At 69.0% G+C, this 22,737-nt stretch carries 24 protein-coding genes; 11 read left to right on the plus strand and 13 right to left on the minus strand.

The genetic code is table 11. From position 1 onward, the window contains the following. On the minus strand, positions 1-486 hold a 486-nt coding region (locus VF536_RS01975), incomplete at its 3' end, for a cupin domain-containing protein (RefSeq protein ID WP_331613104.1). A 165-nt stretch (positions 487-651) separates the two neighbouring features. Here VF536_RS01975 and VF536_RS01980 point away from each other — a divergent pair. Next, entirely contained in the window at positions 652-1,188 is a 537-nt protein-coding gene (locus tag VF536_RS01980) for a carboxymuconolactone decarboxylase family protein (protein WP_331613105.1), read from the plus strand. Positions 1,189-1,250: 62 nt separating this feature from the next. Here the strand turns inward: VF536_RS01980 and VF536_RS01985 are convergent, their stop codons facing one another. From VF536_RS01985 to VF536_RS01995, 3 genes are all read right to left on the minus strand, one after another. Beyond that, on the minus strand, positions 1,251-2,807 hold the full coding sequence (locus VF536_RS01985) for a methyl-accepting chemotaxis protein (protein WP_331613106.1): 1,557 nt from the start codon (positions 2,805-2,807) through the stop codon (positions 1,251-1,253). A 125-nt stretch (positions 2,808-2,932) separates the two neighbouring features. Then, entirely contained in the window at positions 2,933-4,855 is a 1,923-nt protein-coding gene (locus VF536_RS01990; RefSeq protein WP_331613107.1) for a sensor domain-containing diguanylate cyclase, read from the minus strand. A gap of 68 nt (positions 4,856-4,923) precedes the next feature. Continuing rightward, positions 4,924-5,337, minus strand: coding sequence for a response regulator transcription factor (locus tag VF536_RS01995; RefSeq protein ID WP_331613108.1), 414 nt, complete (start codon positions 5,335-5,337; stop codon positions 4,924-4,926). Between the two features lie 236 nt (positions 5,338-5,573). Between VF536_RS01995 and VF536_RS02000 the strand changes: the two genes are divergently transcribed. The 7 genes from VF536_RS02000 to VF536_RS02030 all read left to right on the plus strand — a co-directional run bounded on the left by VF536_RS02000 (position 5,574) and on the right by VF536_RS02030 (position 12,946). Next, positions 5,574-7,661 (plus strand): CocE/NonD family hydrolase, encoded by a 2,088-nt coding sequence (locus tag VF536_RS02000; protein ID WP_331613109.1) that lies wholly within the window; start codon positions 5,574-5,576, stop codon positions 7,659-7,661. A gap of 168 nt (positions 7,662-7,829) precedes the next feature. Then, positions 7,830-8,399: a hypothetical protein gene (locus VF536_RS02005; protein ID WP_331613110.1), complete on the plus strand. Its 570-nt coding sequence runs from the start codon at positions 7,830-7,832 to the stop codon at positions 8,397-8,399. A 7-nt stretch (positions 8,400-8,406) separates the two neighbouring features. Then, positions 8,407-8,802, plus strand: a complete 396-nt coding sequence (locus VF536_RS02010) for a hypothetical protein (protein ID WP_331613111.1) — start codon at positions 8,407-8,409, stop codon at positions 8,800-8,802. Positions 8,803-8,943: 141 nt separating this feature from the next. Continuing rightward, positions 8,944-9,402 carry a hypothetical protein gene (locus VF536_RS02015; RefSeq protein WP_331613112.1) on the plus strand — a complete coding sequence of 153 codons (459 nt, stop codon included), beginning with the start codon at positions 8,944-8,946 and terminating at the stop codon, positions 9,400-9,402. A 77-nt stretch (positions 9,403-9,479) separates the two neighbouring features. Beyond that, positions 9,480-10,352, plus strand: coding sequence for a DUF2145 domain-containing protein (locus VF536_RS02020; RefSeq protein WP_331613113.1), 873 nt, complete (start codon positions 9,480-9,482; stop codon positions 10,350-10,352). A gap of 183 nt (positions 10,353-10,535) precedes the next feature. Further along, entirely contained in the window at positions 10,536-11,723 is a 1,188-nt protein-coding gene (locus VF536_RS02025; protein WP_331613114.1) for a glycerophosphodiester phosphodiesterase, read from the plus strand. Positions 11,724-11,845: 122 nt separating this feature from the next. Next, a complete protein-coding gene (locus tag VF536_RS02030) occupies positions 11,846-12,946 on the plus strand; it encodes a hypothetical protein (RefSeq protein ID WP_331613115.1) in 1,101 nt (366 codons plus the stop codon). 19 nt (positions 12,947-12,965) lie between these two features. Here VF536_RS02030 and VF536_RS02035 read toward each other — a convergent pair whose 3' ends face one another. After that, the gene (locus VF536_RS02035; protein ID WP_331613116.1) at positions 12,966-13,718 is read right to left on the minus strand and encodes an MBL fold metallo-hydrolase; all 753 of its coding nucleotides are present in this window, start codon (positions 13,716-13,718) and stop codon (positions 12,966-12,968) included. Between the two features lie 136 nt (positions 13,719-13,854). Further along, on the minus strand, positions 13,855-14,538 hold the full coding sequence (locus VF536_RS02040; protein WP_331613117.1) for an ion channel: 684 nt from the start codon (positions 14,536-14,538) through the stop codon (positions 13,855-13,857). Between the two features lie 41 nt (positions 14,539-14,579). On the opposite strand from VF536_RS02040, the gene VF536_RS02045 reads away from it, so the two are divergent. Beyond that, positions 14,580-15,539, plus strand: coding sequence for a LysR family transcriptional regulator (locus tag VF536_RS02045; RefSeq protein WP_331613118.1), 960 nt, complete (start codon positions 14,580-14,582; stop codon positions 15,537-15,539). On the opposite strand, the gene VF536_RS02050 is transcribed toward VF536_RS02045, so the two are convergent. Both VF536_RS02050 and VF536_RS02055 read right to left on the minus strand, forming a co-directional pair. Then, positions 15,527-16,192 (minus strand): SDR family NAD(P)-dependent oxidoreductase, encoded by a 666-nt coding sequence (locus tag VF536_RS02050; RefSeq protein ID WP_331613119.1) that lies wholly within the window; start codon positions 16,190-16,192, stop codon positions 15,527-15,529. The two genes, VF536_RS02045 and VF536_RS02050, sit on opposite strands and share 13 nt — an antisense overlap. A gap of 46 nt (positions 16,193-16,238) precedes the next feature. After that, the gene (locus VF536_RS02055) at positions 16,239-16,700 is read right to left on the minus strand and encodes a VOC family protein (RefSeq protein WP_331613120.1); all 462 of its coding nucleotides are present in this window, start codon (positions 16,698-16,700) and stop codon (positions 16,239-16,241) included. Between the two features lie 240 nt (positions 16,701-16,940). Between VF536_RS02055 and VF536_RS02060 the strand changes: the two genes are divergently transcribed. Further along, positions 16,941-17,612, plus strand: coding sequence for a response regulator transcription factor (locus VF536_RS02060; protein WP_331613121.1), 672 nt, complete (start codon positions 16,941-16,943; stop codon positions 17,610-17,612). 93 nt (positions 17,613-17,705) lie between these two features. Beyond that, the gene (locus VF536_RS02065; RefSeq protein WP_088409127.1) at positions 17,706-17,924 is read left to right on the plus strand and encodes a hypothetical protein; all 219 of its coding nucleotides are present in this window, start codon (positions 17,706-17,708) and stop codon (positions 17,922-17,924) included. A 3-nt stretch (positions 17,925-17,927) separates the two neighbouring features. Here VF536_RS02065 and VF536_RS02070 read toward each other — a convergent pair whose 3' ends face one another. From VF536_RS02070 to VF536_RS02090, 5 genes are all read right to left on the minus strand, one after another. Continuing rightward, complete coding sequence (locus tag VF536_RS02070) at positions 17,928-18,851, minus strand: DMT family transporter (protein WP_331613122.1); 924 nt, start codon at positions 18,849-18,851, stop codon at positions 17,928-17,930. Between the two features lie 47 nt (positions 18,852-18,898). Next, positions 18,899-19,561 (minus strand): amino acid ABC transporter permease, encoded by a 663-nt coding sequence (locus VF536_RS02075; RefSeq protein WP_331613123.1) that lies wholly within the window; start codon positions 19,559-19,561, stop codon positions 18,899-18,901. 137 nt (positions 19,562-19,698) lie between these two features. Continuing rightward, positions 19,699-20,682 (minus strand): cytochrome d ubiquinol oxidase subunit II, encoded by a 984-nt coding sequence (locus VF536_RS02080; RefSeq protein WP_331613124.1) that lies wholly within the window; start codon positions 20,680-20,682, stop codon positions 19,699-19,701. Next, complete coding sequence (locus VF536_RS02085; protein ID WP_331613125.1) at positions 20,679-22,094, minus strand: cytochrome ubiquinol oxidase subunit I; 1,416 nt, start codon at positions 22,092-22,094, stop codon at positions 20,679-20,681. The genes VF536_RS02080 and VF536_RS02085 overlap by 4 nt, the downstream gene beginning before the upstream one ends. A 269-nt stretch (positions 22,095-22,363) precedes the next feature. After that, a partial coding sequence (locus tag VF536_RS02090) for a LysR substrate-binding domain-containing protein (protein WP_331613126.1) occupies positions 22,364-22,737 on the minus strand: 374 nt, incomplete at its 5' end.

Here is a 22,737-nt window from a genome sequence, read left to right on the forward strand (position 1 = left end):
CAGCAGTGCGCGGATCAGCTTGGACGACGCGGCCGGGACGATGAATCGGCCGCACAGCAGCGTGCCTTCGCCGGGGCGCTGGAGGCTGGCCGGATCGCGGTCGCGCAGCTGGTGCGCGCCGCCGCCGGGGAGCATCAGCACATCGCCCGCGTGCATGGGCGTGCCGCGCAGGCCGTCGGCGTCGACGACGGCCTCGCCGTCGAGCAGCACATGGAAGGGGATGTGATGGCCGGCGTCCGCGGCTTCGGGGACCTTCGCCGCCTGGTCCAGCGACCATCCCGCGCCCAGGTCGCAGCGGATGTCGAGCCGTCCATCGACGTCGACCAGCGCCAGCAGCCGGTCCAGCCAACCGGCGCCGTCCTTGGCGTCCGCCGTGCCGTTCGTCGCGTTCGTCGCGTTCGTCGCGTTCGTTGCGTTCGTGCCGCTCGCGCCCTTCGCTTCCCTCGCGTCCGCCATCGCCTCTTCCCTCTCTTGGACCGTCGACACGGCCAGTCTGAAACGAACGGGCATTAGACAGGCTCGGACGGGCATGGGCGCCGGAGCCTCCGATTTCTACAGTGGAGTCACTGCAGCGATGCAGCGCCGCCACCCCGGAGAAAGCCTTGAAAAAGCATCCGGAACGACGGCCCTACAACTTCGAAAGGAAACGCCATGTCCCGCCTCACCGCCCCCGCCATTGCCGACGCCCCCGCCGCCGCCCAACCGCTGTTCGAAGCCATCCGTAAGGGCGCCGGCAAGGTGCCCAACGCCTACGCGCTGATCGGCGCGCTGAGCCCCGCCGCGCTGAAGGTCGCGATGGAAGGCGACGCCGCCCTGTCGCGCGGCACGCTGTCCAAGGTCGAGATCGAAGCCATCCGCGTCGCGGTCAGCGCGCAGAACGGCTGTGACTACTGCGTGGCCGCGCATTCGGCGATCGGCAAGATGGTCGGATTGAAGGCGGACGAGCTGCGTCAGCTGCGCGGCGGAGACCACGTCGAAGACGCGAAGCGTCAGGCGCTGGTCGATTTCGCCCGGCATGTGACGTCGACGACCGGCACGGTCGCGGCGGAGCGCGTGCAGGCGGTACTGGCCGCCGGCTGGACCTCGGCGCAGGTCGTCGAGGCGCTGTTGACGATCTCGCTGATCGGGTTCACGAACCTCGTGAACCGCGTCAACGACACGGACGTCGACTTCCCTGTTCCGGTCTGAGCGCTGCAACGGCCGCTGGCCCTCACCCCGGCCCTCTCCCGCAAGCGGGAGAGGGAGAAGGATCAGCTGAGGCGGAACTTCGCGACCGACGCGACCAGCGCCTGCGCCTGCTGACGCAAGCTTTCCGCGGCGGCGGCGGATTCCTCGACCAGGGCGGCGTTCTGCTGCGTCACCTGGTCCATCTGGTTGACCGCCTCGCCGACCTGGTTCACGCCCTGCGACTGCTCGCGCGTCGCGCTGCTGATCTCGCCGACGACATCGGTCACACGGCCGATCGCCGCGACGATCTCCGCCATCGTCGCCCCGGCCTGCTCGACCTGCCCCGTGCCCTGCTCGACACGCTCGACGCTGGCCGCGATCAGCGATTTGATCTCCTTGGCCGCTTCCGCGCTGCGACCCGCCAGCGCGCGCACCTCCGACGCCACCACCGCGAAGCCCTTGCCGTGCTCGCCGGCGCGGGCCGCCTCCACGGCGGCGTTCAACGCCAGGATGTTGGTCTGGAACGCGATGCCGTCGATGGTCCCGATGATGTCGGCGATCCGGCGGCTGCTCTCGTCGATGCCCCGCATGGTCTCGACGAACTGCGACACCACCGCGCCGCCGCGCTGCGCCACCTCGCTGGCGGAACGCGCCAGCCGGTCGGCCTGCTGCGCGTTGTCGGAGGTCTGGAGCACGGTCTCGCCCAGCTCGGTCATCGTCGCCGCGGTCTCCTCCAGCGCGCTGGCCTGTTCCTCGGTGCGCTGGCTCAGGTCGTGGTTGCCCATCGCGATCTGCCCGCTGGCACTGGCCACCGACTCGCTGCCCTCGCGCACGCCGCCCACCACCTGCCGCAGGCCGATCTGCATCGCCTTGAGCGCCGCGATCAGGCTGCGGTCGTCGCCGGGCCGCACACGGATCTCGCCGCTGAGGTCGCCCTCGGCGACCTGCCGCACGAGACGGGCCGCTTCCGCCGGATCGCCGCCGAGCTGGCGTCGCACATGGCCCAGCAGCAGCAACGCCAGCCCGACGGCCACCGCCACCGACACCACCGTCAACGACAGGCTCCAGCCGTGTCCGGCCGCGTAGCTCTTCTGCGCGTCCAGACGCGACTGCTCGCTGCCGGCGGCGTTGTAGTCGGCGCTGCGCTCGATCGCCTTGACCCAGGTGTTGAAGCTGTTGCGGGAGTCGGTGCGGAAGAAGGCCTTCGCCTCCGCGTCCGTGCCGTCGTTGCGCGACAGGTGCAGCAGCCGCTCCTGCGCCGCGAAGTAGGCGTCGCGCGCGGCGACGACCTCGCCGTAGAGCCGGCGTTCCTCGTCATTGGTGATGAAGGGCTGGTAGGCCTTCTCCGCCTCCGCCAGCTCCTTGCGGGCGTGGGCGATGTTGCGCTCGATCTGCGCCATCTCCTGCTGGTCCTCGGACAGCAGGTGGTCCGGCTCCATGCGCCGGATCTGGTTGGCCTTCACCCGGATCGCCGCCATGTTCTGGATGCTCGGCAGCCAATCCTCGGCGATCTCGGTCGTGCTGTCATGCACGCGGTTGAGTTGCAGCAGGCCCATGCCACCGACCAGCGCGCACAGCGCCACCAGCGCCATGAAGGACACGGTCAACTGCGTGGACAGACGCCAACTTGCGAAGTTCATCTCGGCTCCCCCTTTTGTCGACAGGAGCCGCCATGATGGCGCGTGACGGCCGAGCTTTCCAGCGGGGCGTGCCCCCTCTTCGCCCGTCTCTCTCCCCCGAAGTGAGGAAGAAAACCCGCGCCGGCTCAGGCCGCCACGGCCCATTCGGAGTGCACGTGTCCGGCGATCTGGATCTGGCCCTTGCCGGTGCGCTTGACCGCGTACATCGCCTCGTCGGCGGCGTGCAGCAGCTCGCGGCAGGCGTCGCCGCCGCCGCCGATCACCGCGCCGATGCTGGCGCCGACCGACACCTTCTCGCCGCTGTCCAGCGTGATGCGACGCTGGATCGAGAACAGGCAGCGCTGCAGCGTCTGCTCGACATCTTCCGGCCGGGTGACGCCGGAGAGCAGGATCGCGAACTCGTCGCCGCCCAGGCGCGCGACGACGTCGTTGCTGCGGACCAGCGCCTGCAGGCGCTGCGAGATCTCGCCCAGGACCTCGTCGCCGGCCTCGTGGCCGTGCTGGTCGTTGATGGCCTTGAAGCCGTCCAGGTCCAGGTAGCAGACCGAGAAGCCGCGGCCGGTACGTCGCGCGGCGTTGATCGCGTCGCCGACCTTCTCCTGGAACAGGCGGCGGTTGGGCAGGCCGGTCAGCACGTCGCGCAGCGCCAGGTGCTGCGCCTGCTCCTCGCTGCGCTTGAGGCCGTCGATGTCGACCAGCATCCACATCGATTCGTGCTCCGACAGCACCGTGCCGTGCAGGTCGACCCAGAACTCCGTGCCGTCCAGGCGGCGCATCCGCAGCTGGGTGTGGAAGCGGCCGCCCGAACGCATCGTCGCCAGGCTGGCCTCGCGGATGCGGGCATGTTCCTGCGGGCTGAGGAAGAGCGTCTGCGCCGGCTGGCCGACCATCCCGCCGGGCTGGTAGCCGAACATGCGCTCCATCGCCGGATTGCCCCACAGGGCGTGGCTGTCGCGGATGCGGACCATGCCGATCAGGTCGTTGCGCAGCATCGCGTCCTGTTCCCGCGCCAGCAGCTGCAGCGCGTCCTTGGCGCGGCGTTCGCGGCGATGGATGCGGTGGATCAGCGCCGACGCGGCGGCCACGGCCAGCGCGACCAGCACCGCCAGCAGCGACTGCTGCACGACCTGACCGCGCCAGCCGGCCAGGAAGTAGTTGCTGCTCATGCCGGTGAACAGCGTCATCGAATACCCCGGCACCTTGCGATAGGCCGTGATGCGCTCGACGCGGTCCAGCGCCGTGGGAGTGATGTAGACGCCACGCTCGCGGTTCTGCGCCAGCGAGCGCAGCGCCTGCTCGGACAGCGATTTGGTGCCGAAACCCTTGGTCGAGCTCGGCTCGCTGGCGGAGTAGCGCGCCACCAGGTTCAGGCCGTCGGAACGCAGCGACACCGCGCCCGACGGGCCGAGCGCCACGCCGCTGAAGCGGTCGACGAAGTGCTGGGCGGTCACCACGGCGTAGACGATGCCGTCGAAGTTGCCGTCGTGGTCGATCAGGCGGCGGGCCAGGATGATGCACCAGTGATTCTGCGCGCGGCTGTTCAGCGGCTCGGAGATGACCATCGTGTCCGTCTGCCGCGCCTGGGCGAAGTAGGCGCGGTCGCCAACGTTGAAGGGCCGCTCGCCGGGCATCAGGCCGGTCGTCACGGTGCCGTGGATGTCGGCGACGCGCAGCGCGACGACCTGCGGCAGCAGGCCGCGCTGTTCCTCGAGCAGGCGCGCGACCATCGCCGCCTGGTCCGGGGACTGCCGCGTGCTGCGGTAGCGCAGCGCGATCGTGGCCAACGCGTTGTCGGTGTTGCGCAGCTCGGCGCCGACCTCGACGGCGATGTTCTGCGCGAGGTTCTCGACCACGTCGCGGGCCCGGTCCGTCTCGGTCTCGCGGTGGTTCCAGAGGCTGAGCGCGGTCATCGCGGCCAGCGCCGCGATCATCAGCAGGTTGCCGAGCAGCAGCCAGGAGGCCATGGGCCCGCGCGAAGCCCAGGACAGCGTCGGCAGCCGAAAACGCAGCTGAAGCGGCAGCCGGGGCAGTGTCATCGAGCGCTTCATGGCAGGTCCTCCCAGGTCGGTGGATGCGGACGGTCCGGTCTGTGGGTGCCGGTTCGTGGATCGGTGACTCAGCCGTTGGCGACGGCGCGGGGGCCGGCGCTCCACGGGACGTTGGCGGCTCCCCGCTTGCACAGCTCATGCAGGTCGGCGAGCAGCTGCTCGAAATCGAAGGCCTTGTCGTAGAAGCCGTCCGCGCCGCTGCGGCGGCACGGTGCGGCGTGGGTGCTGGCGTCTTCCGCGCTGAGCACGAAGACGCGGCCGTCGTAGTCCTGGTCGCGCAGGCGGGACAGCACCGACAGGCCGGTGCCCTGCGCCAGGTTGAGGTCGAGCAGCACGACGTCGGGCGCGGTGGCCATGACGGCGTCGACGGCCTCGTCCTCGCCGGAGGCCTGCGCGACGACGGTGATGCCGCCGAGTCTCTGGGCGCGGCGGACCAGGAGTTGGCGGACGGGGACGTTGTCTTCGATGACGGCGATGTTCATGGCTGTCATCGTCGTCGCCGCGGGCCGTCGTCACCATCAAGCGGTTCCCACTCGCGATGAGCGTCGCCTCCCGCAGCTGCTGTAGGGACTTGACCTACAGCGGCGCCCGGCCCGCGGAACCCGACATCGCCGGGTCCTGGGGGCGTGACATCCTGCGCGCTTTTGGCATAGTCGCCCCCTCATGCCCCACAGAGTCGCTCAGCGACCGCCCGACCCTCGGGACCTGGAGACAAGACATGACCCTGGCCTTCCCGACGCAGCGCGGCTCGGTCCGCCCCTGGCGTGCGCAGTGCCGTGCGCGATGCCGCGAATTGATCGTGGCGCTCGCCGCCGGCACGGCGCTCGGTGCGGTCGCGCAGACGACGACCCTGGGCACGCGCGGCACGCTCGCCGCGCCCAATCCCGCCGTCACCGCCAACGCGGGCGTCACCTGGCCGGCCGCGGCCTACGCGCGCGGCCCCGACCATGCCCGCGCGGTCACGCTGCCGCTGCAGTTCATCCGGCTTTCGTCCGGCAAGCAGCTGGCGGTGCTGGTCTCGATGCCGGCAGACTTCCTGGGCTTCCCCAAATCCGGGCGTTATCCCGTCGTCCTGACGCAGACCGCCTACCGGATCGACGTCGGGCAGTTCCTCGGCGTGTTCACGCCGGCCGGCGGCAACACGCTGCTGATCGGCGGGCTGGACCAGTTCATGGTGCGGCGCGGCTACGTGACGGTCGCGATCGACGCGCACGGCACCGGCATGAGCGGCGGCGTCACGCAGCTGATCGGCCCCGACGAGCAGCAGGCCTATCGCGAGGCGGTCGAGTGGGTGACGCGGCAGTCGTTCTTCAACGGCAGCATCGGCGTGGCGGGCACGTCCTACCTCGGCATCAGCTCGCTGCTGACGGCGGGGCAGCAGCATCCGGCGATCAAGGCCGCGTTCGCGACGGTGCCCATGGGCGATGCCTACCGCGGCGTCGCGGCCACGGGCGGGCTGTTCAACGCGCAGTTCCTGAGTACCTGGCTGCCGCTGACGCAGTCGCTGAGCGTGGCCAACGCACCCGAGCTGCTGCTCAATCCCTGGTACGCGAGCCAGATCAACGCGGCGACCGGCGATCACGTCGCGGCGATCGACACCTGGTACGCGCCGACCTTCGACGGCTTCGTCGGCAACGCGAGCGGCATCGCGACCGACGACGGCTCGTTCTGGGCCGGGCGCTCGCCGGTGGAGAGCGCCGGACGGATCCGCGTGCCGACCTTCATCGTCGGCGCGTCGCTGGACATCTTCCAGCGCGACCAGCCGCTGTTGTACGAGCAGATCAAGCGCAACGCGACGACCAAGCTCGCGATCCTGCCGGGCTCGCACCTGCAGTCGGTGCAAGGGGGGATCAGCGGCTTCGGCGGCGCGCCGTCGTACGGTCCGCCGAGCACGACCTCGCTGCTGCTGCAGTGGTTCGACCAGTACCTGCAGGGGCGCCCGGCCCGGGCCGACGCGCTGCCGACGGTGACCCAGTTCGTCGACGGCTACGGCAGTGGCGGCACGCCGCGTTTCGCGACGGCGAGCGACTGGCCGCATCCGAAGATGACGCCGCAGCGTTGGTACCTGCAGCCGGACGGCAGCCTGGCGTCGGGCATCCCGACGGCCGCGTCCGGCCGGACGGTCTCCGAGCCGCCGGCGCCGACGGCCACGCGCGGCACGGTGCTGGGCACGATCTTCACCGCGAGCGTGCAGATCCGCGATCACAGCGACTGCTCGGCGAGCCAGGTGCAATGGACGCTCGGCCTGGCGGGGCTGCTGCCCAAGCCGTGCTACTCGGACAGTGCGCGGGTGGAATCGCTGCAGGGCGCGGCCGTCTACGAGACCGCGCCGCTGGCGCAGGACCTCTACCTGAACGGACCGGTCCAGGCGGATCTGTGGATCTCGGCCTCGCGGTCGCAGGCGGCGCTGTCGGTGCGGATCGACGACGTGGATCCATCCACCGGCGCGGTCAAGCCGCTGACGCACGGGCTGATGTCGGCGGCGCACCGCGCGGTGGACACCAGCCGGTCGCGCTTCGTCAACGGCACGATGATCCAGCCGTGGCATCCGTTCACGGCGGGCGCGGCGCTGCCGGTGGTGGCCGACGAGCCGATGCTGGTGCCGGTCGAGGTCTTCCCGGTCGCGGCATTGGTCCGCGCGGGGCACCGGCTGCGCATCGCAGTCAGCGCGAGCAACCAGACGCAGGGCATCTGGCCGACGCCGCTGCAGCAGCAGGCCAACGGCAACGTGACGACGATCTACGCCGGGCCGCTGAGGCCGTCGAGCCTCGTGCTGCCGGAGGTGCCGGCAGGGGAGCTCAACTGAACTGAGCCCTCCGCCACCAATCCCAACAATCTGCATTCGTCGGGGGAATGACCTACTCAGAGGTGTATCCCCCATCGAAGCGCTCTTCCGAGGGAGTGATTTCATCGCGCCGCCTGTCGAAACTGCTGGTCATTGGCGATGACTTTGCAGCTTGAAAGGATGAGCGAGATGAGTGCGGTGTTGAAGGAAGTTTTGATGACGGAGACTGCGGCGATCGATGCGCTGCCCGAGGTTCCGCCGGGCCTACGGGAGGACGGCGTCGACGCTCTGGTCTATCTCTTGCGCTACCCCGAGAAGATCCACGTCTACAACCTCAGCGCGCTGCATGCGACCAGCCGCGAGGCGGTGGATTGGCAAAGCCTTCCAGAGACGTTCCGGCGCATGTTCGAGCAGCACGAGTCGCGGTGCGTGGATGCCTACATGAGGGTGCGCCTGGCGCTGGCCGTCCTCTCCTCGAATTCCGTCCAGCTTTGCCGAGGTCCTGCGGGGGTTCGTCTCTGGCAGGATGAATGCTGCTTCCAGTACGTCACCGTGACGATCTGGGCCGACGTCGATGGCTACCGTGCTTACTGCCTCACCAAAGAACTCATGCATCTTGTCATCGACTCCAACATCCGCAGCGCCGGATTCGGGGTCGATATCTGTTCCATTCACCCATGGAATCCGGCCGACTGGCCGCCTCGCGCAGTCTCGACGTTCGACGACGACGACGACGACGACGACGACGATGGGGAGTGAGCGCGCCATGCAAACCACTGCCAAACACATCAGGCGGGACGCCGAAGAACAAGCCGCAGGTGCGGTCACCGACGCCAGGCGCCGATCCGTGATCTCGCGTGCCTATTACGCTTCGTATCATCGCTGTACACGTTGGGAAGGTCTCCTCCCGCACAAGAGTCGACACAGCCCGAAAGGCGGAACGCATGCTCAGTTGATTGGGCGCCTGCAGGCACCCAACCCCGATTGCGGCCAGGAGCTCATGAAGCGGTCGAGGATTCTTGGAGAGCTTCTCTCACAACAATTGACTCGTCGCGTGGGCGCCGACTACAAACTCAAAGATCAAACGGACAAGGCGTCCATGGATCGCCAGCTTGAGGGTGTGCAAGCAGTCTTCCAGACATGCGCCGACCCCAACTCTTGATCGCACCTTCGTCTGCCGCAAAGAATGCGCTCGGTAACCAGTCCGGCGCACCGCATCCCCTATGCTTGCGCCGTCCGGCCGCTGTTCCGCGGCAGGACTGACCAGCCCATGGACGGTTTTATGCGCCACAGTTCTTCCCGCTTGTCCTTAGTTTCCACCGCCGCAGCGATCACCGCGCTGATGGGCGTCGCCGCCCTGCCCGCGCAGGCCGAGAGCATCGCCACCTCGGCCTCGAGCGCCGGCTCGGTGTCCTCGCGCCAGCTGTCCGACTCGATCGGCCAGTCCAGCGACAGCTCCAGCAAGGACCGCAAGGTCGCCGAGGGCGAGTACAAGGTCCTCGCCGTCGAGGACGCCGCCGGCCGCGCCGACACGCAGCGCCTGCGCCTGCAGCCGGTTCGCGCCGAAGGCGGCACCGAGTTCTTCCTCTACGTGCCCAAGCAGGCCATCGCCGGCCAGCCGCTGCGCGTCGGCGATCACGTGCTGGCGCAGAAGCGCGACTACGGCTACGAGTTCGCCCGTGCCGAGAACAAGCAGGCCTTCCTGCTCGCGCTGCACGACGACTGGCATCGCGAACTCGAATCGCATCCTGTGACGCTGTGATCTCGATCGGGCCCCGCACGCGGGCCCTTGCGGCGTCGAAGGCGCTCACGCCATTCGCGGCGCTTGTGGCGCTCGGCGTGGCATCGACCGCCCAGGCCGCCACCTTCTGCGACCGCGGCAACGAAGTCAGCGCCACCGAACAGGACCGCCAGCTCCAGGTCGTCGCGATCGCGCGCCGCGCGCTGGAAGCGAGCGGCGCCTCCGCCGCGCTCGTCTCGCGCTCCGGCACCGACCTGAGCCGCTTCGACCTGCGCTACTCCCACAGCGGCATCGCGCTGAAGGACAGCCGCAACAGCCCGTGGTCGGTGCGGCAGCTCTACTACGCCTGCGACGAATCGAAAGCGAAGCTCTACGACCAGGGCCTCGCCGGCTTCCTGCTCAGCGCCGGGCGCACCGAGCCGATCCGCCTGTCGATCGTCACCTGGCCCGAGCGCGAGGGCGCCCGCCTGGCCGCCGCCGCGCTGGACAACCGGCGCGCGCTCGCGCTGCTGTCGCCACGCTACAGCGCCAGCGCCTACGCCTTCAGCACGCGTTATCAGAACTGCAACCAATGGGTGGCGGAACTCATGGGCTTCGCCTGGGCGCCGCGCGATGGCAACGATGCAGGCGAGACCCCGGCGCGCCAGCAGGCACAGCGCTGGCTGAAGGACCTGGGCTACGACCCTGCGCCGGTCGTCGTGCCGTCGCACGCCGTCATGTTCGCGGCCCAGTTCGTGCCGCTGATCCACAGCGACGATCACCCGATCGACGATCTCTACGCGATGCGCCTGAAGGTCTCCACGCCGGCGGCGCTCGAAGCCTTCGCACATCGGCTCGTGCCCGACGCGCAGCGCGTCGAGTTCTGCGCCACCGGCTCCACGATCGTCGTCCGCCGGGGCTGGGAGCCGCTGCCCGCCGACTGCCGCGCCGCCGAGGGCGACGAGGTACTGCCGCTGGCCGGCGGGATGTAAGACCTGTTTCAGGGGACCTGCCCCCCTCAAGGTCATCATCAAAACTTCATCCGCCGGGCCCTACCCTTCGGGCGCCATCTGGCCTCACGTTTTTCCAACGCGATCGTCACCGCACACCAACATGCGCCAGTACGCAACGGTGACGACGCGTCGAACGTCGATTCCACCCGAAGGAGACCTCCGATGAAGCTGCTACGCACTGCTGTCCTCGCCACCGTCACCGCCGCCTCGCTGGTGACCGCCGCCTGCGCCCACGGCGGCCAACAACCGCCGCGTGCCAAGGAGCCGCTGCTGATCGCGCATCGCGGCGCCAGCGGCTACGTGCCCGAGCACACGCTCGCCGCCTACTGGCTGGCGATCGAGCAAGGCGCCGACTACGTCGAGCCCGACCTCGTGCTGACCAAGGACGGCGTGCTGGTCGCGCGCCACGAGAACGCCATCGCGATCCTGAATCCTGACGGATCGGTGCGCGAAGCGACGACCGATGTCGCCGAACGTCCCGAGTTCGCGGCCCGCAAGGCGACCAAGTCCATCGACGGCGTCGCGATCACCGGCTGGTTCACCGAGGACTTCACGCTGGCCGAGCTCAAGACCTTGCGCGCCCGCGAGCGCATCCCGCAGATCCGCCCGGCCAACACGCGCTTCAACGACATGTTCGAGGTGCCCACCTTCGAGGAGGTGCTGCAACTGGTCGCGCAGGCCAACGAGCGCCGCAGGGAAGAAGCCGAGAAGGCCGGCAAGGACGGCCGGGGTCACGGTCACCACGGCGCCAAGGTCAAGCCGATCGGCGTGTACCCCGAGACCAAGCACCCGACCTACTTCGCCGGCATCGGCAAGCCGCTCGAAGAACCGCTGGTGCGCACGCTCAACAAGTACGGCTACCGCAGCCCGGACTCGGCGGTGTTCATCCAGTCCTTCGAGGTCGGCAACCTGCGCAAGCTGAACCGCATGACGCGCGTGCCGCTGGTGCAGCTGATCAACGGATCGGGCCAGCCGTACGACTTCACGGCGAGCGGCGACACACGCACCTATGCCGACCTCGTCAAGCCGGCGGGCCTAGCCGAGATCTCCAGCTATGCGCAGGGAATCGGCGCCAACACCAACCTGATGATCCCGCTGGTCGCGGGTCGCCTGGGCACGCCGACCACGCTGGTGAAGGACGCGCACGCCGCCGGCCTGATCGTGCACGGCTGGACCTTCCGCGCGGAGAACGTCTTCCTGCCCGACGACTTCGACAGCAGCGCCGATCCGACGGCGATCGGCAACCTCGCCGGCCAGATCGAGGCCTTCCTGAAGCTCGGCATGGACGGGCTGTTCAGCGACCAGTCCTTCCTGGCGAGGAAGGCGATCGACGCCTACGTGAAGAAGTGAGTCGGTGAGCCCGTGAGGGCTCATCCGGGCCAATGCGGGCCAATGCGGGCCCCGAGGAGCTCCGTCGGAAGGAGGTCATGCCACTTCGCTAGACTCCTCCTATCCGACTGGAGTTCCTCCTCATGCCTGCCCCCGCGCCTTTGCTGCTGCCCCCGCCCGAGTTGAAAGGCGTCGACCAGGTCGTCGCCGATCCCTTGCGCTTCAAGGCCAGGCTCGCCATCGGCGAGGCCGCCTACGCCTCGCTGCGCATGATCAACCGCGGCCGCGAGGTCTGGGACGTGCTCGGCGCCGCGGGTGCGGGCGCGGCGGTTGCGAAGACGGGCATGGTCGCGTCGCTGCTCGGCGCCTCCGCCACGCCGATCGGCTGGGTCGCCTTTGCCGCCCTCGCTTCCGGCGGCGCCTGCTATGGCATGTACCGGCTGTTGAGCTCGACCAAAGGCGAACGCGTCATCGAGATTCCCAAGTACCTCAACACGCCGCTGGACACGCTGGGCCTGGCGCTGTTCGACCTGATCGCGCCGCTCTCGCTGCGCCTGGCCGCGGTCGACGGCGAAGTCGAACCTGCCGAACGCCAGTACCTGATCGACCACCTGATAGCCGACTGGGGCTTGAACCGCGCCTTCGTCGAGCAGTCCGTCGCCGCCGTCGAGGCGCGGCTGGGCGGCAGCGACCTCGAGGCCATGGCGATCGAAGGCGCCGGCTTCCTCCATCTGAACCCGGACTGCAACCACGCCACGATCGCCAAGGACCTCGGTGTCTTCATGCGCGGCATGCTCGAGGCCGGCGGTCCGCTGACGCCCGAGGAGACCGCCTCGCTGGACACCGTCGTGCGGCTGCTCGGGACCGCGCCGCCGGGCGAGCTCTCCAAGCGCTGGAACCAGACCGTCACGCTGGCGGGCGCCGCGGCCGGACAGGTGCGCACGGTGCTGGTCGACACGGCGGACTGGACGCAGCAACGACTGCCGAGCGCCGACCAGGTCCGCATCACCACGGCCACCGCCGCGACGCAGGCCTGGGACGCCGCGCGCAAGACGGCGGACTGGACGCAGCAGCAGCTGCCCTCCGCCGAGCAGGTCCGCAACACCACGGCGGACGCGGCCAACCAGGCGGTGGATGTCGCGAAGAAGGGCCTCAACTGGGCCAAGGACCTGACCATCCGCGTGGTCGACACGACTGGCGTGGACAAGCTGCTGAAGCGGGACGACCCGCCGACGAAGCACTGACGCGCCAGCGGCATCGCGCTCACGGCATCGCATAGTCCCGCTGCGTGACCAGATCGATCCCGCAGCTGATCGTTCCCACCCAATCGATGAACTGCCGCACCGCGTCGCCGACCAGCGGCGCGCCGTGCTGCGGCACGATCATGCGGATGGGCAGCGGCCGCACCATCTCCGCCCACAGCTTGAGCACCTTGCCGCTGACCATGTAGCGCCGATGGAAGGCCGCCATCGACGCGATGTGCGGCGCGAGCTCCGCGATCGGCTGCGCGGGATCGACGCCGATCGACACGCCCAGATCACCCGAGAACAGGATGCCGCTGGTCGCGTCCCAGAACTGGAAGTTGCCTTCCGAGTGCATGAAGTGCGCCGGCAGCGCGACCAGCTCGCTGGCGCCGACGGCGATGCGCGTGCCACGGTCCGGGATGCCGATCACGCGGCCCGCCGTCTTGCCCGGTTTGCAGAAGTGCGGGACGAAGCGTTCCCAGATCGTCGAGATGTAGACCGGCGCCGCCGTCGCCGTCATCCACCGGTCCAGCGACGCGATGATGTCCGGATCCGCGTGCGAGGCCAGGATCGCCGACAGCCGGTGCGGCGGGAAGCAGCTCGTCATGCCGAGGTACAGGTCGTTGTAGGCCAGGTTGCCGCCCGGATCGATCACCGCGCCGGTGTTGCCGTCGACGATCAGGAACTGGTTGGCCTGCACGCCGTCCTCATGCCCGAAGTCGCTGAACATCAGGCAGCGATGGCCGCCGCCGTTGAAGAGTTCCATCGGCATCGCCGCCTCCCGATCGTTGTGAAAGGCGGCGACGATAGGAGGTGGCATCGCCGCGGCGCGCGCTGCGTGCACAGGTGCGGCGATCGGATTGACCGATCGCAAGAATGCGTCATCGCACTGCCACCGCCGCTGGACCTCAATCCAGATCCGACAACTTCCGATGCTGGATCAGTGTCAGCCCGATCAAGCGCGACACGACCGCCGCGAGATACATCACTCCGACGAACATCTCGATCGTCGTCATCGCCCTTGCCAGCGGCTTCACCGGGATCACATCGCCGATGCCGGTGCTCGACAGCAGCGCGAAGCTGAGGAACATCAGCTCCGTCCACGTCCGCGGCGACTGCGGATCCACCGCCGCCGCGAAGCTCCCCGGATGCATCGCCTGCACCACCACGAACACATGCGCGAATCCCCACGCCAGCAGCGTGAAGGTCGCGCCGGCGGCGTACAGCTCGTCCGTCGTCGCGTGCCAGTCGCTCATCATGTAGGAGATCAGGCTGCCGGCGGCATAGAAGTAGAACAACGCCTCCAGCGCCGACGACCACGGCAGCAGCTGCTCCATGTGCCAGAACGCCTGCAGCAGCAGGAGCGCGATGGCGGGCAGCGCGATCGTCACGCTCAGCCAGGTCAACCCCGGCGTGCTGCGCACCATGCGCGTGGTGAAGATCAGCACCACGATCCCGAAGGCGCCCAGCGCCAGCGGCGCCGACCGGCTCCCTTCCAGCAGAGGGTACAGCACCAGCCCGAGCAGTTGCACGATCAGCAGGATCGCGGACGGATGACGCCGTGTGACGGCGAGGACTCGAAGGACGCGCATCGGCGCATTCTCGCCCGCCGCGGCGGGCATACTCGCCCCCCATGACGCCACCAGCCGGTCCCGCCGCGGCGCCACGTCCCGCGATCAGCCTGCCCGCGCTGATCGCCTTCGAGTGCGTGGCCCGGCACATGAACTTCACCCGGGCCGCCACCGAGATGGCGGTCACCACCACCGCCATCTCCCGCACGATCCGGCAGCTCGAGGCGTCCCTGGACATCCGCCTGTTCAACCGGACCACGCGCAGCGTCGCCCTGACCGAGGCCGGCGTTCAGCTGCTGGGCACGCTGGGCCCGGCGCTCGATCAGATCCGGCGCTCCGTGCAGGAGGTCGGCGATGTCTCCGGCCAACCGCACGGCCAGCTGCGCATCAACACCTCCTACGTGGCGCACGCCGCCCTGCTGCAGCCGCATCTGCGGGAATTCCTCCAGCGCTACCCGGAGGTGACGCTGGACATGGTGGTCGACAACGGCCTGAGCGACATCGTCGCCGGCGGTTTCGACGCCGGCATCCGTCTGGGTCACGCGCTGCAGAAGGACATGATCGGCGTGCCCATCGGCCCGCTGCAGCGCCTGATCGTGGTGGGCTCGCCGGACTACCTGAAGGCGCGCGGCAAGCCGTCGACGCCGGAGGATCTCCTCCAGCACGACTGCATCCGCCAGCGCATCGGCAATCGCGGCCAGTTCCTGGCCTGGCGTTTCGTCTCCGGCGACGAGCCCTCGACCATCGAGGTGCAAGGCCGGCTGGTGTTCAGCGAAATGCGCTGCACGCTCGAATCGGCGGCCCTCGGCGAGGGCCTCGCCATCGTCTTCGAACAGTTCGCCGCGCCTGCGCTCCGCGCGGGCCAGGTCGTGCCGCTGCTGCAGGCCTACACGCAGCCCACCGAGACCTTCTACCTCTACTACCCCAATCGCGGCCAGATGCCCGGCAAGCTGCGCGCGCTCATCCAGTTCCTGCAGGGCATCGACTGGACAGCAGCGCCGGCGGCAGATCAGCCGGCGTAGACCGTCTCCCAGGTCCAGGCCTCGCGCGGCTGCGCGTGCAGGTGCCAGAACGCCCGGGCGACGTCCTCCGCCTGCCGTGAATCGGGGCTCACCAGCGTGCTCACCGACACCATGGCGATGTGGACGCCGCGGGCCTTCATCGGCTCGAACAGCGCCTTCGCAGCGGCCCGCAGCGCGGCCTTGCCCACGCTGAGCGACAGGAAGTCCGGCGTGGGCTCGATGCCGAAGCCGCCGCCCGTCAGCAGGATGCTGCCGCCGCCGTTCTTCTCGATGGCCTCCGCGGCGGGACCGATCGCCGCCAGCGCGCCGGTCACGTTGGCGTGGAGGTCCGAGATCAGCGACGACACGGTCTCGTCCTGCAGTCGACGCGCTTGCAGACTACCGCCCGCGTCGTAATGCAGCACGCCCGCGTTGTAGTGCAGCGCCGTGAGCTGACCGGCGTGCCGGGCCACCAGCGCGGCCACGTCCTGCGGGTTCGAAGCATCGACCGTGTCGAACTCGAAGTCCACGGGTCCGGTGGCCGCGAGCCGCTCGCGCAAGGCCTGGGGGTCCCGTGCCGCGAGGACCACGCGGTACCCATCGGCCGCGAAGCGGCGCGCCGTGGACAGGCTCATGCCGGGCCCGGCCGCGATGGTGAGAAGTGTCTTGGTCATGATGACGTTCCGTGGATTCGTGAGGTGCGTTCGAGGACAGGCCGCCTCAGGCGACGACCTGCGCCAGCTCGATCAGGTTGCCGAACGGGTCTGCGATGAAGGCCAGCCTGCGGCCGATCACCGGCAGCTCGAAGGGTTCGGTCACGATCTGCACGCCGCGCCGGCGCAGTTCCTCCACCGTGCGGTTCATGTCGTCCACGTTGATGCAGAAGTGGTGGTATCCGGCCAGGCGAAGGCTGTCCCCGAGGTCCGTGTAGACCGGCTTGGGAATCGGCGGCGGGCTGCCGTCGCCCAAGATCTCGATGAAGAACTCGTTGTCGGCGGCCGGGGCGAGGTAGGCCAGCTTCTGGTCCGCGTACGGCCATTGATGCACGACGCGGAAGTCCAGCTTCTGCGTGTACCAGGCGATCGCCGCTTCGAAGCTGGGCACGCGGACGGCGACATGGTGGCCCTTCATCGAAGAGAACGGGCTGCCGGTATTCACGGGAGGGAGATTGACGACGGACATGGGGTTTCCTTGGGAATGAACGACGGACGAAGCGTAGGGACGCAGCAGGTCGCGGTGAATCGACGGGGCGGCGTTGCGCTCTGAAGGCCAGATTCACAATCAGTCCGGCCGCCCGCGATTGCGTACCCAGGCGGCATGCGGCATGGACGGCGGCTTCACAATCGCGGCCGCGTGGCGGAGGCGACGGTCGATAGAGTCGGTGGCTGACCAACCACCGGCCGAAAGGCGGATGCAGAAACCATGAACGCCAGCCTCGACCTCGATCTCCTGGTGCTGCACCACGATCCGATCGTCGAAGCCGGTATCCGCGCCCTGCTCGGCGGCCTGCCCTGCCTGCGGCGGGACCCGCGCCGGAGCACGGCGGAGCTCGGTCTGAGCGCGCGCCTGGTGGTCGCCGACTACCGCCAGGGCCTGGCCTGGATCCATCGGGCCAAGGAGCAGTTCGCGCAGCCTGGCGCGCGGCTGCTCATCCTCCTGTCCGTCGAAGGCGAGCGGGAGATCCGCGTCGCGCTCCGCGCCGGCGTGGGCGGACTGCTGGCGCCGGGATGCGGCGTCGCCGAGCTGCGGCAAGCAGCCACGGCCGTCGCGCAAGGATCAAGGCACCTGTCCCCGTCGGTCGTCCATCAACTGGCGGACGGCATGACCCGCACGCCGCTCACGGCGCGTGAGACAGCCGTCCTCCATCTGATCGCGGCGGGCATGAGCAACAAGGGCATCGCCCGCGAGCTGGCCATCTCCGTCACGACGGTGAAGACCCACGTGAGCGCGATCCTCGACAAGCTGCGCGCCTCCAGCCGCACGCAGGCGGTGTCACGCGCCAGCGAGCAGCGCCTGATCACCGCCACCTACGAAGGCCGACATCCGGACGCGGCGGCGTCCTACGCGCGTGCGCCAAGCGAAGCGCTTCAATGAGCCACCCGACGCCGTACGACATGCGAGGCGACGGCCGGGGCGTTTCATCTCACGTTTCATCTCAACATCACATCGCAAACACTGGAGGACGTCATGGGTGGCATTCGATTGATCGCGGTGATCCTGATCGTGGCGGGCGTGCTGGGCCTGGTCTACGGCGGGTTCTCGTACACCAAGGAAAACACCGCCGCCAAGGTCGGCCCGATCGAACTGAAGGTCGAGGAGACCAAGCGCGTCAACGTGCCGCTGTGGGCCGGCATCGCGGCCATCGCGGTCGGCGGCGTCGTGTTGGTAGGCGCGGGCCGGAAGTAAGCCTCAGCGCCGGCCGAGGTTCATCAGCGCCGTGCCCGCGATGGCCATCGTGCCGCCGACGAGCAGCGACGCGTCGATGACCTCGCCGAGCCCCAGCGCGGCGAACACCACGCCGAACACCGGCACCAGGGTGATGTAGCCGGCCGCCGCGCCGGCACCCAGTGCCTTCACGCCGTCGAAGTACCACGCGTAGGCCAGCGCCGTGGATCCGACGACGATCCCGGCCATGCACAGCCACGCATGGCGCGGCGCGGCGAGCACCCCGGCCACGCCTGCCGTCCCATCGACGACCAGCGTCAGCGCCAGCAGCATCAACGCGCCGATCGCCGCGGTGACGGCCGTGGTCGTCAGCGCGTCCACGCCGGCCATCACCTTGCGCCCGATCAGCGTGTAGGCGACCCAGCAGGCCACACATCCCAGCAGCAGCACTTCGCCGATCCCGACGCGGCCGTCGAGCACGTGCCAGGGCTCGCCCTTCGTGATCACGATGGCGGCGCCGACCGCGGCCATCGCCATGCCCAGCCCGATCCGCTTGTTCAGGCGCTCGTGGAAGATCCACGCCGCCAGCAGCAGCGTGATCACCGGATTCAGCGTGATCACCAGCGCGCCCTTGCCGGCGGGCACATGCTGCAGCCCGCTCATGAAGAAGGTCGCATAACCGAAGACGCCGAAGCTGGCGGCCAGCGCCATGCCCGCCCAGCGCCTGGCGCCCCAGTCGCGCAAGGCGGCCAGCCGGCCCGTCCTCGCGAGCCACAACATCAGGATCGCGCCCGCGAAGAGGAATCGGCACGCCGCGGCCGCCAGCGGCGGCATCGTCTGGGCGAGCACGCGGCCCATGGGCCAGGAAGCGCCCCAGAGCACGGCCATGCCGACGAGTCGCAGATGAACGGACAGGAGCGAGGGGGAAACGGCGGCGGAAGAGGTCATCAGTGCAGGAAAGGCAGTACGGGCGGGCTCAGTGCGGCTTGATCGGTTCAATGCGGATAGGCGAGCCGCTTCTCCATCCATTTCTGCACCTGCTCGAAGGCGAAGCTCAGCACCCAGTAGATCAGCGCCGCGGCCACGTAGAGCGGGAACGGCTGGAAGGTGGTGGAGATGACCTCCTTGGTGGCGAGCATCAGCTCGGTCACCGCGATCACCGACACCAGCGAGGTGTCCTTGATCAGCGAGATGAGGCTGTTGGACAGGCTGGGCACGGCGGCGCGCAGCGCCTGCGGTCCGACCACGAAACGCAGCGTCTGGGGCCGGCTCAGCCCCAGCGAGGTGCCCGCCAGCCACTGCCCCTGCGCCACCGCGGCGATCGAGCCGCGCAAGGTCTCGCTCATGTAGGCGGCGACGTTCAGCGTCAGCGTCAGCACGCCCGCCACCAGCGGGGAGAACTCGATGCCGATGCTCGGCAGCCCGTAATAGACGATGAACACCTGCACCAGCAGCGGCGTGCCGCGCATCGCGCTCACGTAGACCGCCATCACACGGTCCAGCACCGGCAGCTTGAGCACCCGCACCAGCGTGATCACGGCCGCCAGCGGCAGGCCGAAAATCATCGCCATCACCGCGAACAGCAGCGTGTAGCCGGTGCCCTTCAACAGCACCGGCCAGGCCAGCTCGGCCAGGGAAAGTAATGACGGGAGGTCCATGGAGTTCTTGGCAGGCTCGCTTCTCAGCGGAAGGCGGCATGTTGCCATCTCCTGGACTTCCGTCGCCAAGCGCGGGCTCTCCGCGCAGCAGGGGGCGGCCCTCTGAAGTGCGGAGAGCCCGCGCTTGGCGGTCGCAGTCAATAGGCCAGGGCGCGGACCTTGCCGCGGAACACGCGATAGGAGAACAGCGAGTAGGCGAGGATCACCGGCATCGTCAGCACCGCGCCAACCAGCAGGAAGCTCAGCGACTCGTTCGCGGCCGCAGCGTCCCAGATCGTGATCCGGTCGATGACGACGAAGGGATAGAGGCTGTAGGAGAGTCCGAAGAAACTCAAGGTCAGCACAACCACCGTCAGCGCGAACGGCGCCCAGCTCAGCTTGCCGAGGACGCGGTGCGAGTTGAGCATCGCGCGCAGCGCCGCCATGGCCAACAGCGCCATCAGCGGCAGCGGCGCCAGCGCGATCAGGCCCGGCATGTCGAACCAGCGCGCCTTCACGGTCGGGCTCAGCCACGGCGACGCAATCGACACGACCAGCAGTCCCGCCACGACCGCCGGCCACGCACGCCTGGCCCAACCGACGGCGCGGCGCTGCAGGTCGCCTTCCGTCTTGATGAGCAGCCAGCCGGCGCCCAGCAGCGCATAACAGGCCGTCAGCGCGATCGCGATGCCTGCGGCAAAGACCTGCGCCGCGGCGCTGTCCTCGAAGCCGGTCACGTAGCGACCCAGCATCCACCCCTGCGTCAGCGAGGCCAGCGCGGACCCGCCCGCGAAGGCGGTATCCCACCACCGCTTGTGGGCCGGATCGCCCTTGGCGCGGAAGTCGAAGGCCGCGCCGCGCAGGATCAGCCCGAGCAGCATCAGCACCACCGGCACGTAGAGCGCCGTGAGCACCACGCCCTGCGCCTTCGGGAAGGCGATCAGCAGCAGGCCGACGGCCAGCACCAGCCAGGTCTCGTTGGCGTCCCAGAACGGCCCGATGGCCGCGACCATGCGGTCGCGGTCGGCCTCCTCCGCCGTGGCGGACAGCATCCCGACGCCGAGGTCGTAACCGTCCAGCACGACGTAGATCAGCAGCGACAGACCCATCAGGGCCATGAAGATCACCGGCAGCGCGCTCATGTGAAGCTCCTGGAGATGACCGGCGCGGCGATGGGGCGTGGTCCGGGTGGCACGGGTGCCGCTGCTGCTGCTGCTGCTGCTGCTGCTGTGCCTGCCGACGCGGGGTCGACGGTGGCGCCGGCCTTCTCGGCCATCCGCTTGATCGCGGCGATGTAGGCGATGAGCAGCGCGAGGTAGACCGTCGCGTAGCCGGCCAGCGAGGCGGCGACCAGAGTCCCCGGGTTGTTCGCCGCGACCTCCTGCGTCCGCAGCACGCCGTAGACGATGAAGGGCTGCCGGCCGATCTCGGTGACGTACCAGCCGGCCACCGTCGCGACCCAGCCGGAGAAGCTCATGAAGGAGAGCCCCCACAGCCACGGACGAGGCAGCCGCAACCAGCCCGAGCGCCGGAACAGCCACCACCCGCCCCAGGCGAAGACGAGCATCAGCAGGCCCACGCCGACCATCACGCGGAAGCCGAAGAACAGCGGCCGCACCGGCGGATGCGCGCCTTCGAATTCGTTGAGACCGCGGATCTCGCCGTCGACGTCGTGTCTGAGGATGAGGCTCGCCAGGCGCGGTACGCCGATGGCGAGGCGGTTCTCCTTCGCCTGCTCGTCGGGCAGCGCGAACAGCAGCAGCGGCGCGCCGCGCTCGGTGGTCCAGACGCCTTCCATGGCGGCGATCTTGGCCGGCTGATGCTTCAGCGTGTTGAGCCCGTGCAGGTCGCCCGCGACGATCTGCAGCGGGATCAGCACCGCGCCCAGCGTCAGGCCAAGGCGCAGCACCCGGCGCGTCTGCGTCGACTCGCTGCCCTTGAGCATCTGCCACGCGCTGACGCCGGCCAGCAGGAAGGCCACCGTGAGCCCCGACGCGAGCAGCTTGTGGGCCAGCCGGTACGGGAACGAGGGGTTGAAGACGATCGCCCACCAGTCGACGGCGTGCATGACGCCGTCGCGGATCTCGTAGCCGGTCGGCGTCTGCATCCACGAGTTGAGGCTGAGGATCCAGAACGCGCTGAGCGTCGTGCCGAAGGCCACCGTCGCCGTCGCGATGAAGTGCACGCGCGGGCTGACGCGGTCGCGCCCGAACAGCATGATCCCGAGGAAACCCGCCTCGAGGAAGAAGGCGGTGAGCACCTCGTAGCCGAGCAGTGGTCCGGCGATGTTGCCGGCGCGCTCCATGAAGCCCGGCCAGTTGGTGCCGAACTGGAAGCTCATGGTCACGCCGCTGACGACGCCGAGCGCGAAGCTCAGCGCGAAGACCTTGGTCCAGAACTGGTAGGCCGAGAGCCACGCGGACTCGCCGGTGCGCCGCCAGCGCCAGAGCATGAAGAGCACGACCCAGCCCAGCGCGATCGTGATCGTCGGGAAGAGGATGTGGAAGGTGATGTTGAGCGCGAACTGCATGCGCGCCAGGATCAGGGTGTCCATGGCTGCGCAGTGTTCCGAAAGCGGACCGATCGCGGAAGGGACAGATCGTCCTAGGACAAGCTGTCCAAGGACAAAACGTCCTAGGACGAAATGCCCTCTTCATCGACAAGAGAGCCTCTGCACTTCCACCGCCGCTGTCCCTCACCCCTGCCCTCTCCCGCAAGCGGGAGAGGGAGTAAAAAGTGAAGCGCGCTCCGATCAGCTCGGTGCATTCTCACTCCCTCTCCCGCTTGCGGGAGAGGGCGGGGGTGAGGGCCAGCGGCCGTGGATCACCACCCACCGTCGTCGCCTTCGCGCTGAGGCTCGAAACGCTCGAGCAGGAAGTCGACAAGGGCGCGCGTCTTCGCCGACAGCTGCGCGCGCGGCGGATAGATCAGGTGGATGTCCGCCGGTGGCATCGACCAGTCCGCGAGCACCGGCCGCAGCCGCCCCGATCGCAGCATCGGCGCCGCTTCCCAGAACGAGCGCATCAGCACCCCGTGTCCATCGAGCCCCCACGCGAGCACGCTCTCCCCATCGTTGGCCGCGAGCGGCCCACGCACCTTCACCGTCTCCTTGCGCGCCCCTTGCTGGAAGTGCCAGGTCCCGAAGGTCTCATCGCTCTCGCGGATGAACAGGCAGGCATGCCGCGCGAGCTCGCGCG

It is taken from the genome of Roseateles sp. (assembly GCF_036486225.1).
Taxonomy (GTDB): Bacteria; Pseudomonadota; Gammaproteobacteria; order Burkholderiales; family Burkholderiaceae_C; genus Roseateles.

Excerpts from the sequence above, each read along its gene's own strand:
- VF536_RS01980 (WP_331613105.1), top strand. The coding sequence starts at position 652 with ATGTCCCGCCTCACCGCCCCCGCCATTGCCGACGCCCCCGCCGCCGCC.
- VF536_RS01985 (WP_331613106.1), bottom strand. The coding sequence starts at position 2,807 with ATGAACTTCGCAAGTTGGCGTCTGTCCACGCAGTTGACCGTGTCCTTC.
- VF536_RS01990 (WP_331613107.1), bottom strand. The coding sequence starts at position 4,855 with ATGAAGCGCTCGATGACACTGCCCCGGCTGCCGCTTCAGCTGCGTTTT.
- VF536_RS01995 (WP_331613108.1), bottom strand. The coding sequence starts at position 5,337 with ATGAACATCGCCGTCATCGAAGACAACGTCCCCGTCCGCCAACTCCTG.
- VF536_RS02000 (WP_331613109.1), top strand. The coding sequence starts at position 5,574 with ATGACCCTGGCCTTCCCGACGCAGCGCGGCTCGGTCCGCCCCTGGCGT.
- VF536_RS02005 (WP_331613110.1), top strand. The coding sequence starts at position 7,830 with ATGAGTGCGGTGTTGAAGGAAGTTTTGATGACGGAGACTGCGGCGATC.
- VF536_RS02010 (WP_331613111.1), top strand. The coding sequence starts at position 8,407 with ATGCAAACCACTGCCAAACACATCAGGCGGGACGCCGAAGAACAAGCC.
- VF536_RS02025 (WP_331613114.1), top strand. The coding sequence starts at position 10,536 with ATGAAGCTGCTACGCACTGCTGTCCTCGCCACCGTCACCGCCGCCTCG.
- VF536_RS02030 (WP_331613115.1), top strand. The coding sequence starts at position 11,846 with ATGCCTGCCCCCGCGCCTTTGCTGCTGCCCCCGCCCGAGTTGAAAGGC.
- VF536_RS02035 (WP_331613116.1), bottom strand. The coding sequence starts at position 13,718 with ATGCCGATGGAACTCTTCAACGGCGGCGGCCATCGCTGCCTGATGTTC.
- VF536_RS02040 (WP_331613117.1), bottom strand. The coding sequence starts at position 14,538 with ATGCGCGTCCTTCGAGTCCTCGCCGTCACACGGCGTCATCCGTCCGCG.
- VF536_RS02045 (WP_331613118.1), top strand. The coding sequence starts at position 14,580 with ATGACGCCACCAGCCGGTCCCGCCGCGGCGCCACGTCCCGCGATCAGC.
- VF536_RS02050 (WP_331613119.1), bottom strand. The coding sequence starts at position 16,192 with ATGACCAAGACACTTCTCACCATCGCGGCCGGGCCCGGCATGAGCCTG.
- VF536_RS02055 (WP_331613120.1), bottom strand. The coding sequence starts at position 16,700 with ATGTCCGTCGTCAATCTCCCTCCCGTGAATACCGGCAGCCCGTTCTCT.
- VF536_RS02060 (WP_331613121.1), top strand. The coding sequence starts at position 16,941 with ATGAACGCCAGCCTCGACCTCGATCTCCTGGTGCTGCACCACGATCCG.
- VF536_RS02065 (WP_088409127.1), top strand. The coding sequence starts at position 17,706 with ATGGGTGGCATTCGATTGATCGCGGTGATCCTGATCGTGGCGGGCGTG.
- VF536_RS02070 (WP_331613122.1), bottom strand. The coding sequence starts at position 18,851 with ATGACCTCTTCCGCCGCCGTTTCCCCCTCGCTCCTGTCCGTTCATCTG.
- VF536_RS02075 (WP_331613123.1), bottom strand. The coding sequence starts at position 19,561 with ATGGACCTCCCGTCATTACTTTCCCTGGCCGAGCTGGCCTGGCCGGTG.
- VF536_RS02080 (WP_331613124.1), bottom strand. The coding sequence starts at position 20,682 with ATGAGCGCGCTGCCGGTGATCTTCATGGCCCTGATGGGTCTGTCGCTG.
- VF536_RS02085 (WP_331613125.1), bottom strand. The coding sequence starts at position 22,094 with ATGGACACCCTGATCCTGGCGCGCATGCAGTTCGCGCTCAACATCACC.